We start from the raw sequence: 14,989 nt of genomic DNA on the forward strand, positions 1-14,989 counted from the left end.
ATGCGATTGCTTCACACCTCAGACTGGCATTTGGGACGGACCTTCCATGGTGCGTCGTTGCTTGAAACACAGCGCAACGTGCTTCAGGAGATCATCGATATCACCCGCGAACAGCAGGTGGACGCGGTACTGGTCGCCGGTGATATCTACGACCGGGCGCTGCCGCATGTCGACGCGGTCCGGCTATGCAACTGGGCGCTTGGTGAACTTCGCAAGACCGGGGCGACACTGATCCTGACCAGCGGCAATCACGATTCCGCTTCTCGTCTGGGTTTCGCCTCGGCACTGCTGGATTCCGCTGGCGTGCATATCTTCGCCGATACCGCACGCATGCTCGAACCGGTGCTGCTCGAGGGCGGTGACCATCAAGTGGCCGTCTATGGCATCCCCTATCTGGAACCACGCATGGTCATGGACGAACTGCAGGTCGACAGGGCCAGCCATGAAGCAGTGGTCGATGCGGCGGTCACGCGCATCGAAGGGCACCTGGCCGGCTTGCGCGAGCAGGGTTCGCCGGTTGTCTCCGTTGCCATGGCTCATCTCTTTGCAGCTGGAGGCCAGGGCAGCGACTCCGAACGGGAACTGAGCACCGGAAACCTGGACGTGGTACCCGCACGCCTGTTTGAGAACTTCGACTACACCGCGCTGGGGCATCTGCATGGTCGGCAACGCATCACCGAACACATCCGTTATTCGGGGTCGCCACTGGCCTACTCTTTCTCCGAGGTGAACCAGCGCAAGGGCGTATGGCTGATCGACACAGGAGCCGACGGCATCACCGGATACGAGGAAATCATCCTCTCGGTGCCAAAAAAGCTGGCCGTGCTCCGCGGAAACCTGGACGACTTGCTCGCGGATGAAACCCTCAATTACGCCAAGGACGCCTGGTGCCAGGTGACCCTGACCGACGCCGAGCGCCCGGCCGACGCGATGAGCAAAGTCCGGACCCGATTCCCGGACACGGTGGTGCTAACTTTTGACCCGCACGGCGGCCAAGCGAAGGAGAAATCGACGTACTCCGAACGCATGGCCAAGGCGACCAGCACCGCGGAAGTCTGCTCGGACTTCATTGAACATGTCAGGGACCGGCAACCCGACGAACTCGAACGTGAATTGCTCGATTCGGTCATTCGAACCACTCGTGAAGCACAGGTGAGCAAATGAGAATCCATCGGCTTCGAATTCAGGCTTTTGGCCCCTTCGCTGGCGTTGAAGAAGTCAATTTTGACGAGCTAGCCGCCGGCGGCCTGTTCTTGCTCGACGGGCCGACCGGCGCCGGCAAATCCAGCATTCTCGACGCAATTTGCTACGGCATCTACGGATCCTTGCCAGGTAATCGAGCCGGCAGCCGGCAGATCCGTTCGGACCATGCGGCGCAGGGAGTCGAGCCGCAGGTCATCTGCGAACTGACCATTGGTGACCGGCGTTTCGAAGTCACCCGATCGCCGGCCTGGATGCGTCCGAGCAAGCGCGGCAAGAATGGCGTCACCGAGCAAAAAGCTTCCAGCGCACTGCGCGAATTGGTCAAAGGGGAGTGGGAAGCACTGTCCACGCGCAACGACGAAGTGGGACAGGTGCTCGGGGGCCTCTTGGGGTTGGACCGCGATCAATTCACCAAGGTGGTGATGCTTCCACAAGGTGGTTTCGCCGACTTCCTGCGCGCTAAGGCTACCGCTCGCGAAGAACTGCTGAGCAACCTCTTCGACACCAGCGATTACGCGAAGATCGAGGATGAGTTCAACCTGCGTCTGGGCGAAGAACGCAAAAAGGCCGCCGATATTGAAGCGACGCTCAGCGCACGTGAAAATGGCATTCGCGAGGAAGCCACCGAGTATTTGGCGGTCCACGAGACTGTGGACCCGGACGCGCCCGTGGAAGAAGTGGCTGAAGCATTAGATCTAGACGCAGAATTTGCCGATTATGATGCCCGCATTCAGGACCTGGCCGCGACGCATCAGGAAGTCACCGCAAAGCAACGAGTGCAACGCGACAAGGCAACTAAAAACCAGCAATCCCTGGCCGAACGTCAACGGGTATTTGCCCGCCACGCCGAATTGCTGGCCTTGGAAGCCGCGCATGAACAGAAGCATCCCGCAGCAGTCCTTGCCGGACAGGCTATTGAGCTTCATGGGCGGGCCGCCGAAATCCGCGGCTATGAAGCTCAAGTCAAAGACACCCAGCGTGAGCTGAAAGTACGGACAGCACCGTGGGAAGACAGCAAAGCCACATTGCTGAAGGAACACGGAATGCAACTCCAGCCCAACGCCGAAGATCTAGAGGCCCTTCGAGTGCGAGCGCTGAAATTGAACAATCAACTCGCAGTCCTCAAGGCCGCGGTTAGTGACGAGGCCAAGCAGAAGCGCCTTGAACAAGAACATAAAGATTCGATCGAGCGGGCCGCCAAGCAGCTCAAGTCCCGCACCGACGCGGAAAAGATTCTGGAACAGTTGCGCGTTGGACGCGATGAGCTTGCCGTGGATCCTCAAAAGCTCGATGCGGTATCCGCCGCCACTGCCAAGCAGCATGCAGCTGACGAACTGAAGGCAGCACAGGAGTTGGTAGCACAGGTCAAGCTCCGCGATAAGCTCCGAATTGCACTGACCGAAGCCGAAATTGAGTATGCCGAACAGAGCTTGAAGCTCAATGCCGCGGAAAATGTGCATATCGCCGCGCAACGCACCCAACTAGCTCAGAGCGCCCTGCGTCTTGCGGCGGCACTGGAAGACGGATCACCGTGCCTTGTGTGCGGCTCACTGGAACACCCGCAGCCAGCAGTGGCTGAAACAGGTGCCGAACTGATCGACGATGAACGGCTTGAAGAGCTAGAAAAAGAAGTCCAGGCCGAACGCGGACGCCAACAGCGCAAGGCCAAGGCCCGCGACATCGCGACCACCAAATTCGAAGCAGCGGACGAGGATGCCAAAGAACTCACCGTTGAGGAAGGCCAAGCCAGGGTCGGCGAGGCTCAGGAAGCACTGGACTTGGCCGTGGCCAAACAAGCTGAGACAGCCGAGCTAGTTCAAAAACTCGAATCGCTGCGCACCCGCATCGAAGAAGAAACCTCGAAAGTCGCCAAAGCAGCGATGGGCCACGCCGCGAGCACCCAGCAAGTGGAGTCCTTGAGCACGCAGATTTCCGAGCTCGAGGAGAAACTGAAGGAGCTGCGCGAAGGCAGTGATTTGGGCATCGACGAGGTGGTGCTGAAGGTACGCGCTGAATTCACGATCTTTAATCGCGCCTTCACCACGCTCAAGGAATACCTCGCGGCGGTGGACTCCGCGCACAAAGCCCGAGACGTCTGGACGCGCGAACGCGATGCGGCCGGATTCGAAGATGACGAAGAATATGCGGCCGCGCTGCTCTCCACTGAGGTGCGTGAAGAATTCCAGCGACTCCATCATGAGGACACGGTGCGTTCCAGCGCGATTGCGACGCTGAAGGGCTCCGAGGATTACCTGCGCGCCCAGGAACTCAGCGCCGCGGGCATGCGAACACCTACCGAGGAGGAGCTGGACGAGGCAGGTGAAAGCGCCAAGCTGGCCGAAGAGATGTTCGAGGCCGCACGCCAGGGCGAAGTGCTCGCCCTGACCCAACTCGAACGGCTGCGCAAATCCGTCACGTCGCTGGCCGAATACCGTTCGGAATCAGGACCGGTGATCGACACGTATCGGCGACTACGCGATCTGGCCGAGGTGATTCGCGGTGGGGGAGAGAACAAGTTCAAAATGACGCTCAGCACCTATGTCCTGGCCGCGCGTTTAGAAGAAGTCGCGGCGGCTGCGACCGAGCGCTTGATGATCATGTCCTCGAACCGCTACTCCTTGCATCACGATGATTCGACCCGCGGCAACTCGAAGTCAGGTCTGGGCTTGCGTGTGCGCGACTCGTGGACCGGAAAGGAACGCGACACGCAGACGCTTTCCGGAGGTGAAACCTTCATGGCCTCGCTGGCCCTTGCGCTGGGCTTGGCAGACGTCATTTCTCATCACAGCGGTGCCGTAGACATGCAGACGCTTTTCGTCGACGAAGGCTTTGGCTCACTTGACGCGGAGACTTTGGAACAGGTTATGGAGGCGCTGGAATCGCTGCGTGCAGGAGGCCGCATGATTGGCCTGGTTTCACACGTTTCCGAGATGAAACAACGCATTTCCAACCGCGTCACTGTCACCAAGACGCAGCATGGATCGACCATCGATATGACTCCAGAAGTGATGCTGGCTATATGAGCTAGACATTGCTGAAGACGCTGGTATGTTGAAAGTAGTGCCATCAGGCATGTCTGGGAAATTTTGTGTGTCGGGGGGCGTGGGACGACACACGCTTTGTTGTGGAGAATTGTTGACTCAACATATGTTGTCCAACGAACCAAACGAAATAATCGAACCTAAACCAGGTTTTGCATCATTGGTTCCTATGGTTGGTACCGCGTACCTTCCGTTATCTTTTTTTGCTCGGCTTCCGCTGGCAATGCTCACCATCGGGTCCATGACCCTCGTGACTGCTTCCTCGGGATCTTATGCACTCGGCGGTCTCAGCGCCGCCATGGTCGGTTTGGGTTCGGCCATCGGCGGACCGAGCCTCGGCTTGCTGGCGGACCGCTTCGGCCAGCGCCCGGTCCTCATTCCAGCCGCGATCCTGCACACCATCTTGCTGCTCATACTCACCTGGTATGGAAACAGCGGTGCGGGCATGGTGGTCGGGGTGCTCGTGCTGATTTCCCTGCTTGCCGGTGCCACCGGACCACAGGTTGGTCCGATGTCACGTGTGCGCTGGATTTCGATGACACGCCAGCAGAAGAAAAACCCGAAGGTACTGACCGCTGCGCTCAGCCTTGAATCCATGCTCGACGAACTTGGCTTCGTCTTCGGGCCGGTGGCAGTCGGCTTGCTGGCTTCGCTGCTGCACCCCACCTTGCCGTTATTGATAGCTGCGGTACTCACGGTGGTGCTCGTTCCCGTCTTTGCCAAGCACCGCACCGTGGACGCCGTGAAGCTGCACGCCACCACCGGGCAATCCGAAAAGGTCCGCATCGGGCGAGCCCGGGTCGCGGCGATTGGCGCACTGGTTTTGGGCATGATCGGTTTGGGTACGGTCTTCGGCTCATCCGCCGCGGGTACTCTGGCCTTTGCCGGGGCCCAGGGCGACTCGAACCAGGGCGGACTGCTCTACGGCGCGATGGGTATTTCCAGCGCGCTGGCTGCGGTGTCCGTAGCCGCTTGGCCCCAAGGCTTCAGCCAGATCAACCGTTGGATCACCTGCGGACTAGCACTGACCATCGCCAGTTTCGGATTGCACTTTGCCGGTACCGTGCCATGGATGCTGCTGGCCTTGTTCGTTGCTGGTTTTGCGGTGGGACCGGTGATCGTCACGGTGATGACCCTCGGAGGCGAAGTCGCTCCGCCGAAGCTGCTGTCCACCGTGATGACGCTGCTATCGGCAGGCATCGTGGTGGGTACCTCGATCGGCAACGGTTTGGCCGGGATGCTCGCCGATTCGGCCGGCTATCTCGGGGCCTTCTGGGTGTCCAGCGCCGCCGCATTCTTGATTCTGCTGGCCGCGCTGGCCATGAAACTGATCGTTGCCAAAGCGCCATCGTTGCGACGCGTTCGCTAGAGTAGCTTTTCAAATGAGCGAAGGCTCCTTCCCCGGAGGGGAAGGAGCCTTCGCTCATCTGCTGTGGTTATTGTTGCGGTCAGCTAGGCGGTGGATCTTTAGTCCAGCTCGTCGCCGATATTGATCGCTGCTTCCTTCAAAGCGCGGATGATGCGTTCGCGATCGCCCACGGTACTGGTGGCGAAGACTACCGCGATTGCCGCCGGGGTTGGACCGCTGTGGGAGATGGGAACCGCGATGGCCGTGACCCCCTGAATCACTTCATCCTCGCTGGTGGCGTACCCCTCGATGCGTGCGGTGCGCGCGGGCTCCCGATACTCGATTCCGGTTTGCATCGCTTCCCATTGGCTGCGCGTGTATTTGGACTGGATAGCGATTCCCGGGGCGCCGATATCCATGCCATGGACCGAACCGGGTCGGTGAACAATTGCGCGGTGCGAATGCAGCGGTTCGACCGACTGCAAGGTGGTGCACATATCGTGTTCCCACACCGCAATGAACGCGGTCATGGAGAGTTCGTTGGCGAGCTTGGTGAGCTCTGGCATCGCAGCGGTTTGCAGGTCGCGCTGCACAGACCGGGCGAGCACAGCCAATCCCGACGCGGTTCGAATCCGGCCGGCGTCGTCTCGGCTGAGCAAGCGGTGCTCTTCCAAGGTGCGCAGAATCCGATAGGCGATGGAACGGTGGACGTCGAGTTCGGCGGCGATTTCTGCGATGGTCAGATTGACCGTGGAGTCTGCAACGATCTCCAGTACTCGGATACCACGAGACAAAGTTTGCGAGGACGACATCTTCTTCATTCCGGCGCTGCCACCGACTTTTCCGACGGACAGCTTGCCTTGGGCTCGACGCTAGTTCTTCTTAAAGCGAGTCTAAAGGTTCGCTATCCGAACGGCGAATTCTTTTTTTGAATTCACTCATCTCTGTAAACCGGCAATCAGGCTGGCCGCTCAGCGGCCCAGGCAGTGGCACGAACCTTCGTCGCTTGTGAGGATGATCACTTGTAATCTACTATTGGTTTGTTACCCGTCCGAACGGTCGGTATTTACTCGCATCTTCAGCTGAGGAAACTCGCACATGTCTATAACCGCATCTCGCACCCAGGAAGAGCGGCGCGTTCTCGCTGGCACCCTGGTCGGTACCACCATCGAGTGGTATGACTTCTTCATTTTCGCTCAGCTCACCGCAACGTTGCTGACTCCGCTGTTCCTGGAGCCACTGGGTGAATCGAACCCTGCGGTGGCGCAGATCCTTTCCTTCGCCATGATCGGCATATCCTTCTTCTTCCGCCCGCTGGGCGCCATCGTGGCAGGCCACTTGGGTGACCGCTACGGTCGAAAGAAGATCTTGGTGCTGACCCTGATCCTCATGGGCGTGGCAACCTCGCTGATTGGCCTCTTGCCGACTTACGCTGCGATCGGCGTTGGCGCGCCAATTCTGCTGGTGCTCTTGCGTGTGGTCCAGGGCTTCTCGGCAGGTGGCGAATGGGGCGGAGCCGCGCTGATGGCGGTGGAGCACGCACCGAATGCCCGTCGCGGTTACTTCGGCGCTTTCCCGCAGATCGGTGTGCCTATCGGCATGATCCTGGCGACCGGGCTGCTCTTCATCCTGCGCGTGTCGATGACTCCGGAGCAGTTCCAAGCATGGGGCTGGCGCATTCCGTTCCTGCTTTCGGTGGTGCTGATTCTTGTCGGCTACATGATCCGCCGTGCCGTGGAGGAATCCCCGGTCTTCAAGGCCATGGCACAGCGCAAGGCTTCCGAGCACACCCCGCTGCGCGAACTGATGAACACGAACCTCAAGCAGGTGCTGCAGGCCGCGCTGATCTTCGTTTCAAATAACGCAGCCGGCTACCTGGTGATCGCGTTCTTCATCTCCTACACCACCAAGGTGCTGGGGATGGAGCTGGCCCCGATCCTGCTGGCAACTACCATCGGCTCGGTCGGCTGGTTGATCTTCACTCTGGTCGGTGGCTGGCTTTCGGATAGGCTCGGACGCCGCAATACCTTCCTCATCGGCTACGGAATCGTGTTCGTTTGGATGATTCCGATGTTCATGCTCGTGGACACCGCAAATATCGTGCTCTACACGATCGCGATCTTTGTGCTCACCATCGGCTTGGGCCTTTCCTATGGTCCGCAGTCGGCGATGTACGCCGAGATGTTCCCGGCACGCATCCGCTACTCGGGTATCTCCATCGGCTACGCGCTCGGTTCGATCCTCGGCGGTGCCTTCGCGGCTACCGTCGCGCAGATCCTGCTGACCTCAACGGGCTGGTCCGGTTCCATCGCCATCTACATTATGGTGCTGACCATTATCTCCGCCGGTGCCGTGCTGTGGGTTGGCGAAACCCAAGGCCGCAACCTCCACCTGGAAGAAGTTGAGGACGAGGAAACTACCGCACCTACCGTTCGCTAGCTGAAGCTAGAGAACAAGAACAAGAACTGAATAATGGCGACGCGCTCATCGGCTCAGGCCGGTGGGCGCGTTGTCGATGAACGCACGATCAGCCGATGCTTGATCTGGTGCCCTTCGGCGGCTTCCAGCCCGCGGATGGTGCGCAGCAGCATGGCCACGGCAGTTTCGCCCTGTTCGTGCGGACGCTGCTCGATGGTCGTCAGGCGGAACATCTCGGCGAGCTCGTGGTTGTCGACGCCGATGACCGACAGATCATGCGGAAGCTGCAGGCCCAGATCCCGGGCGGCGAGCATCGCACCGATGGCCATCTCATCGCTCGCGGCAAAGATCGCGGTGGGACGGTTCACGGGGTGCCCGAGCAGTTGCTTGGCCGCCTCATAGCCTTGGGCCATGGTGAAATCGGCACCCATATACAGCTCCTCGTCCACGCCCAAGCCGGCTTCGCGCAAGGCGCGTTCGTAGCCGGCGCGGCGGTGGGTGGGGAGCTTGAAATCAAGATCGGTTTCCTGGCTGCCACCGATATGCGCGATCCGCGTATGGCCCAAGGCGATCAGATGCTCGGTGGCCAGCGCAGCGACGGCTTCCTCGTCCAGATACAAGGTCGGCGCTCCGGGAAGCGGCCCGCCGACTCCCACCAACGGTTTATCCAGTGCATGCAAGGCGGCCACCTCGGCTTCGCTGAGCTCGACGTTCACCGCGATCACCGCGTCCACGCGTTGGCGCAAGAGGAAATCGGAGAAGACCTTTTCGCGCTGATCCACGTCCTTGCTCAGCTGGTACAGCGTGGTGTCGTAGCCTTCGCGCATCAGCGCCGTGCTGATCCCTTCCAGCACCGAACCGTAGTACCAGCGGTTGACCATCGGCACCAGCACCCCGATATTACGGGTCCGCCCGCTGGCTAGCCCCGAAGCGCTGGAGGAGACGACGTAGTCCAGCTCTTCGGCCGCGCGGCGTACTGCGGCCAAGGTGGTGGCCGAGACGTTTCCGCGGCCCGAGAGCGCTCGGGAAACGGTGGCAATGGAAACCCCTGCGGCTTCTGCCACGTCTTTAATACCGGCCACGTTGACCCTTCCTAAATGCATTGCTGGGTGGGTGCGGCATCCGCTGCCCGGATGCCGCACGTACATTCGAGACTACCGGGCGCTACCGGCGCTCGGTGCCAAGCCACAAGGCCGATTCGGCCTCGATGACCCCGAGCCGTGATTGCTCGGCGCTGCTCTGCAGGACCTGCAGCTCTGCCAGCTCCGCGGGTAGCTCGGCGCGTTGCCCGGCGAAATTCACGATCACGACCACCGCGCGGTTGCGCAGTGCCAGCAGCTGCTCGCTGCCAGTCTCCAACCATTGCACGTCACCGGAGCCCAAGAGGTTTTCACGGCGCAGACGCAGCATCGAGCGATACATGTTCAGAGTCGAATCCGGCTGTGCTTCCTGTTCCGAACGCGCGTAGCGGTCCCAGTTCGCAGGCTGGGGCAGCCAGCTTTCCCCTGTGGCGCTGAAGCCGAAGGCGGGGGACTGGGCTTCCCAGGGGATTGGGACGCGGCAGCCGTCGCGGCCGTAGCGCTCGCCGTTGGTGCGGAACCACGTGGGGTCCTGCCGGGATGCATCTGGCAGTTCCATGGCTTCGGGCAGGCCGAGCTCTTCACCCTGATAGATGTAGGCGCCGCCGGGCAAGGCCAGCATCAAGGCGGATGCCGCCCGAGCTCGGCGCAGTCCAAGTGCCGGATCCGGGTGGTTTGGTGTGCGCGGGCCGATGCCTTCACCCTGCGGGTTGTCCTCGCTCAGCGCGAGGCGCGAGGCATGGCGCACCACGTCGTGGTTGGATAGCACCCAGGTGCTTGGCGCGCCGACGGCGCGGAAGGCACGCAAGGAGTCGTCGATGACTTGGCGCAGGGCCAGCGCGTCCCACTCGGTGCCCAGGTACGGGAAGTTGAATGCCTGATGCATTTCGTCCTCACGCACCCATTTGGACATCAGTTCCAGCGGGCTGACCCAGGCTTCGGCGCAAAGCACCCGGTCGCCTTCGTACTCGTCCATGACCTTGCGCCAGTCGCGGTAGATTTCATGCACGCCGTCCTGTCCCCACCATGGGGCGAGCACTTCGTCCCCTCCCATGGAGTCGCCTTGCGCCGGCGGGGTGAAATCGGGCAGGCCTTCGGCCTTGATCATGCCGTGGGCGACGTCCACCCGGAATCCGTCGGTGCCGCGGTCAAGCCAGAAGCGCAAGACATCGCGGAACATGGCGCGCACTTCCTCGTTATGCCAGTTGAAGTCGGGCTGGGAGGAATCGAAGATGTGCAGATAAGCCTGTCCGGGGGAGCCATCCGGGTTAGTCGTACGGGTCCACATGGAGCCGCCGAAGACCGAGTCCCAATTGTTGGGCAGGGAATCCGCGGGGGCGTCGCGGAAGATGAAGCGGTCTCTTTCCCGGGAACCGGGCGCTGAGTTCAGTGCTTCCTGGAACCAGGGGTGCTGATCGGAGCAGTGGTTCGGCACCAGATCGATGATGACGCGCAAACCGAGTTCGTGGGCGCGGGCCACCATCTTGTCGTAATCGGCCAGGGTGCCGAATAACGGGTCGACGTCGCAGTAGTTCGAAACGTCGTAGCCGCCGTCTATTTGCGGGGAGGTGAAGAACGGGGAGAGCCAGATAGCGTCGATATCCAGATTTGCCAGGGAATCGAGGCGCGAGGTGATGCCGGCCAGGTCTCCGATGCCGTCCCCATTGGCGTCGGCGAAGGAGCGGGGGTAGATCTGGTAGATCACCGAGGTGCGCCACCACTGCGAGCCGTGCTCGAACGCTGACGATTCCGAAAGAGTACGCGATTGAGTCATGTCGGTAACGATAGGCGATGAAACTAGGTTTGTAAACGCTTCCAATTAAGTGTGAAGTCGCGCTTGGTTGCTTCGATTAAGTGTCCGGCAAATCTCTGATGAATCCGGGAGGTGTTGCCAAGTCTGATGAATTGTGTCACTCTGGAAACGCTTACATTCTTGTCGTGATTCACGACACACTAACCCGTCCGGCCCAGGCGCAGCATATCGAGACTCAGCCGGCGCAGATCAATCAAGTTGCCACGAAAGGTACACCCAATGAAGGTGAACACTCGCTCCCTGATAGTCGGCGGGGCCATGACGGCCATCGCCGCGCTTTCGCTGACCGCCTGTGGCGGATCCGGCACGTCCACCGAACCGGCGGCCTCCAACTCACCGGCGGCTTCCGCTTCGGCGCCAGCATCTGCCGGCTTGCTGACCGTCTGGGTCGACGCCAACCGCGAACCGGTGTTGAAGCAGGCGGCCAAGGACTTCGCCGCAACCAGCGGCGTGAAAGTGGATCTGGTCATTAAGGACTTCTCCAAAATCCAGGAAGACTTCCTGCGCCAGGTTCCCACCGGCAAGGGGCCAGATATCACCATCGGTGCCCACGACTGGTTGGGCAACCTAGTCAACAACGGAGTCGTGCAGCCGGTCGAACTCGGCGACAAAGCGGCCGACTTCCAAGAGGTCGCAGTCACCGCAATGAGCTACGAGGGCAAGGCCTACGGCGTTCCGTACGCCACCGAAAACCTGGCGCTGCTGCGCAATACCAAACTGGCCAGCGAAGCACCGGCCACCTTTGACGACATGGTCCAAGCAGGCGAAAAATCGGGCACCGACTTCCCCTTCCTGGTCCAGGTCTCCGAAACCGGTGACCCCTTCCACCTCTACCCATTCCAGACCTCCTTTGGAGCGCCGGTCTTCGGCACCGATGACCAGGGCGCCTACGATGCCAGCAAGCTGGAGTTGGGCAACGCCGGCGGTGAAGAATTCGCCAAGTGGATGGCCGAGCAGGGCAAGGAAGGCACGCTGAAAACCTCGGTGGACAGCGACATCGCCAAGGAGAAGTTCATTTCCGGTGACTCGCCGTTCTTGATCACCGGCCCATGGAACGTCGATGCGGCCGAAGAAGCGAAAATCGATCTGGCCATCGACCCGATCCCTAGCGCCGGCGGCGAACCAGCACAGCCATTTGTCGCGGTCCAAGGCTTCTTCGTCTCCTCCAAGACCGAAAATCTGTTGGCGGCCACCGAGTTCTTGACCAACTACATCGGCACCGAAGAAGTGCAGACCGAATTATATGAGGTGGGAGATCGCCCGCCAGCAAACAAGGCCGCCTTCGAAGCGGCTAAGTCAGATGAGGTCGTGGCGGCCTTCGGCGAGGTCGGCGAGAACGGCGTTCCGATGCCTAACGTGCCAGAGATGGCAGCGGTCTGGGAATTCTGGGGTGTGGCCGAAGCAGACATCATCTCCGGCAAGGCCAAGGATCCAGTCAAGCGCTGGGATGAAATGGCTACGGACATCGAAGCCGCAATTTCCAAGTAAGCACGCGAGCGGCTGCTGGGGTTCGACCCGCTTGGGCGGACCCCAGCTGCCTGCCACCGATCATCGTTCACCAATGACCGTCTGAGGAACTCCGGGATGACCATGAAAACCACCGCGCCGAAAGAACATGCGCCCGCAGATGAACCGCCTAAGCCTTCCTCCGCGGCCCAAGGATTTACGCGCAACCTGAGCACCGGACTTGGTGCGATGCTCTTCAAGATCCTGGCCATCGCGGTCCTCGACGCGACGGCGATCTTCGCGGTGTTCCTGGCGGTTGCCAAGGATGCGCTGCTGATCGCAAGTATCATTGCGGTGATCACCTTGGCCATCAACGTCATTTACTTCAAGCGCGGCTGGCTGCCGGCGAAGTATCTGGCTCCCGGGGCGGTGTTCCTGCTGATCTTCCAGGTATTCGTGATCGGCTACACCGGGTATATCGCCTTCACCAACTATGGTTCCGGGCATAACTCTGACAAGGACGACGCGATCATGTCCTTGCTGCAAACGAACCAGCAGCGCGTCCCTGAATCTGCCGGTCTGCCGGTGACCGTGCTCGACGGCGCCGAGGGCTTGGCCCTGCTGGTCGAACGCGAGGGGCAGCAGCTGGTGGGCGACGTCGAGGAACCGCTGGCTCCCATTGACCCGGCCGCGCTGTCGCAGTACACCCAGCTTTCCTTCGCGGACCTGCTCGGGCGCCAGCAGGAAGTCACCTCGCTGGCGGTGCCGATGAGCGAGGATCCCGCCGACGGAACGCTGCGCACCTCTGATGGCCGCACCGCCTACCAGTACACCTCCACGCTGGTTTATGACAAGGGCGCGGACACCATGACCGATTCGCTCACCGGCATTCTCTACCAGGACACTGGGGTCGGAGCCTACAGCGCAGCAAGCGGCGAGCAGCTCATGCCCGGCTGGTCCATCAACGTTGGCTTGGATAACTTCACCCGCGCGATCACCGATTCCTCGATCCGCAGTTCGCTGATCTCCGTGACGGCTTGGACCTTTGGCTTCGCATTCCTGTCGGTGGCCACCAGCTTCTTCCTCGGACTGTTCCTGGCGATCGTATTCAACGACCTGCGGATGAAGGGACGCAAGGTCTACCGCGTCATCTCGATCCTGCCCTACGCGTTCCCCGCCTTCCTCGGCGGCCTGGTTTGGGCAGGCATGCTGAACAAGGACTTCGGCTACGTGAATCAGGTGCTCTTCGGCGGAGCGTCGATCCCGTGGTTGACCGACCCCTGGCTGGCGAAGTTCTCGGTGCTCTGGGTCAACCTCTGGCTCGGCTTCCCGTACATGTTCCTGGTATGCACCGGAGCGCTGCAGTCGATTCCCGACGAACTGGCCGAGGCAGCCAAGATCGACGGGGCCAAGCCCTGGCAAATCTTCCGGCTGATCAAGTTGCCGCTGCTGCTGGTTTCCGTCGCCCCGCTGCTGATCTCCTCCTTCGCCTTCAATTTTAATAACTTCAACGTGATCTACATGCTCACCGAGGGCGGACCACGTCTGGCTGACTCGGGGATGAACGTCGGTGCCACGGACATCTTGATTTCCATGGTCTACAAGGTCGCCTTCGTCGGCTCGCAACGCGACTACGGGCTGGCCAGCGCGTTTTCCATCATCATTTTCCTGATCGTCTCGATTGTCGCGATCATCAGCTTCAAACAGACCAAAGCCTTGGAGGAACTGAACTAATGAGTGCTCCAAAAACCGTCCCACGCACAGCGCAGAAGAAAAGCTTCGGCCAATGGTTCGCAGCGACCGGCTGGCGGCACCTGATCGGTGTGGCGCTGTGCATCTACGCGGCCTTCCCGCTGCTCTACGTGCTCTCCGCGTCGCTGAACCCCAACGGCACCTTGCTTTCCTCCAATGGGTTCTTCTCCACCATCGGCTTCGAGAGCTACAGCAAGCTCTTCGCCAATGAACAGCGCCCATTCGCCGCTTGGTTCGGCAACACCATGTTCATCGGGCTGACCACCGCCGCCGCTTCGGTCTTCCTCGGCGCCCTCGCCGCATACAGCTTCAGCCGGATGCGCTTCAAGGGCCGGCGCTTCGGGCTGGTCTCGCTATTGGTCGTGCAGATCTTCCCCCAGCTGCTGGCGGTGGTGGCGATCTTCATCCTGCTGACCACGCTGGGAGACGTGTACCCGGGCTTGGGCATCGACAACCAAATCGCGCTGATCATGGTCTACCTCGGCGGTGCGTTGGGCGTGAACACCTACCTGATGTACGGGTTCTTCAATACCGCGCCGGTGGAAATCGACGAGGCGGCCAAGATCGACGGGGCCGGGCACGCACGGATCTTCTTCACCATGATCTTGCGCTTGGTCGCACCGATCCTCGCCGTAGTGGGCCTGCTGTCCTTCATCTCCACCACCAGCGACTTCGTGATCGCCTCGGTGGTGCTGGTCAGCCCGGAGAACCAGACCCTCGCCGTGGGCCTGTACTCCTACGTCTCGGAGGAATTCACCTCGAACTGGTCGGTGTTCGCCGCCGGTGCGGTGCTCGCCGCGATCCCGGTGATGGCGTTGTTCCTTTTCCTGCAGAAATACATCGTTGGCGGACTGACCGCGGGTGCCGGTAAATAGGCAGCTGAGGAACG

At 60.7% G+C, this 14,989-nt stretch carries 10 protein-coding genes; 7 read left to right on the forward strand and 3 right to left on the reverse strand.

Annotation, left to right across the window (positions count from 1 at the left end; all coding sequences use genetic code 11):
* The 3 genes from LG294_RS06205 (at position 1) to LG294_RS06215 (ending at position 5,613) form a co-directional block, all read left to right on the forward strand.
* Positions 1-1,164 carry an exonuclease SbcCD subunit D gene (locus tag LG294_RS06205; protein ID WP_404290532.1) on the forward strand — a complete coding sequence of 388 codons (1,164 nt, stop codon included), beginning with the start codon at positions 1-3 and terminating at the stop codon, positions 1,162-1,164.
* Entirely contained in the window at positions 1,161-4,226 is a 3,066-nt protein-coding gene (locus LG294_RS06210; RefSeq protein WP_404290534.1) for an AAA family ATPase, read from the forward strand. The genes LG294_RS06205 and LG294_RS06210 overlap by 4 nt, the downstream gene beginning before the upstream one ends.
* A gap of 259 nt (positions 4,227-4,485) precedes the next feature.
* Entirely contained in the window at positions 4,486-5,613 is a 1,128-nt protein-coding gene (locus tag LG294_RS06215; protein ID WP_404290536.1) for an MFS transporter, read from the forward strand.
* Between the two features lie 98 nt (positions 5,614-5,711).
* Here LG294_RS06215 and LG294_RS06220 read toward each other — a convergent pair whose 3' ends face one another.
* A complete protein-coding gene (locus tag LG294_RS06220) occupies positions 5,712-6,413 on the reverse strand; it encodes an IclR family transcriptional regulator (protein ID WP_404290538.1) in 702 nt (233 codons plus the stop codon).
* Positions 6,414-6,690: 277 nt separating this feature from the next.
* On the opposite strand from LG294_RS06220, the gene LG294_RS06225 reads away from it, so the two are divergent.
* Positions 6,691-8,031 carry an MFS transporter gene (locus LG294_RS06225; RefSeq protein ID WP_404290540.1) on the forward strand — a complete coding sequence of 447 codons (1,341 nt, stop codon included), beginning with the start codon at positions 6,691-6,693 and terminating at the stop codon, positions 8,029-8,031.
* Between the two features lie 53 nt (positions 8,032-8,084).
* Here LG294_RS06225 and LG294_RS06230 read toward each other — a convergent pair whose 3' ends face one another.
* Together LG294_RS06230 and LG294_RS06235 are read right to left on the reverse strand one after the other, a co-directional pair.
* Positions 8,085-9,092 carry a LacI family DNA-binding transcriptional regulator gene (locus LG294_RS06230; protein ID WP_404290542.1) on the reverse strand — a complete coding sequence of 336 codons (1,008 nt, stop codon included), beginning with the start codon at positions 9,090-9,092 and terminating at the stop codon, positions 8,085-8,087.
* 82 nt (positions 9,093-9,174) lie between these two features.
* Positions 9,175-10,863 (reverse strand): glycoside hydrolase family 13 protein, encoded by a 1,689-nt coding sequence (locus LG294_RS06235; RefSeq protein ID WP_404290544.1) that lies wholly within the window; start codon positions 10,861-10,863, stop codon positions 9,175-9,177.
* Between the two features lie 258 nt (positions 10,864-11,121).
* On the opposite strand from LG294_RS06235, the gene LG294_RS06240 reads away from it, so the two are divergent.
* The 3 genes from LG294_RS06240 to LG294_RS06250 all read left to right on the forward strand — a co-directional run bounded on the left by LG294_RS06240 (position 11,122) and on the right by LG294_RS06250 (position 14,975).
* On the forward strand, positions 11,122-12,390 hold the full coding sequence (locus LG294_RS06240; RefSeq protein ID WP_404290546.1) for an extracellular solute-binding protein: 1,269 nt from the start codon (positions 11,122-11,124) through the stop codon (positions 12,388-12,390).
* 96 nt (positions 12,391-12,486) lie between these two features.
* On the forward strand, positions 12,487-14,082 hold the full coding sequence (locus tag LG294_RS06245; protein ID WP_404290548.1) for an ABC transporter permease subunit: 1,596 nt from the start codon (positions 12,487-12,489) through the stop codon (positions 14,080-14,082).
* Positions 14,082-14,975, forward strand: coding sequence for a sugar ABC transporter permease (locus tag LG294_RS06250; RefSeq protein ID WP_404290550.1), 894 nt, complete (start codon positions 14,082-14,084; stop codon positions 14,973-14,975). Before LG294_RS06245 ends, LG294_RS06250 begins: the two co-directional genes overlap by 1 nt.
* Positions 14,976-14,989 lie beyond the last annotated feature (14 nt).

Source organism: Glutamicibacter arilaitensis (assembly GCF_044793945.1).
Lineage (GTDB): Bacteria > Actinomycetota > Actinomycetes > Actinomycetales > Micrococcaceae > Glutamicibacter > Glutamicibacter arilaitensis_B.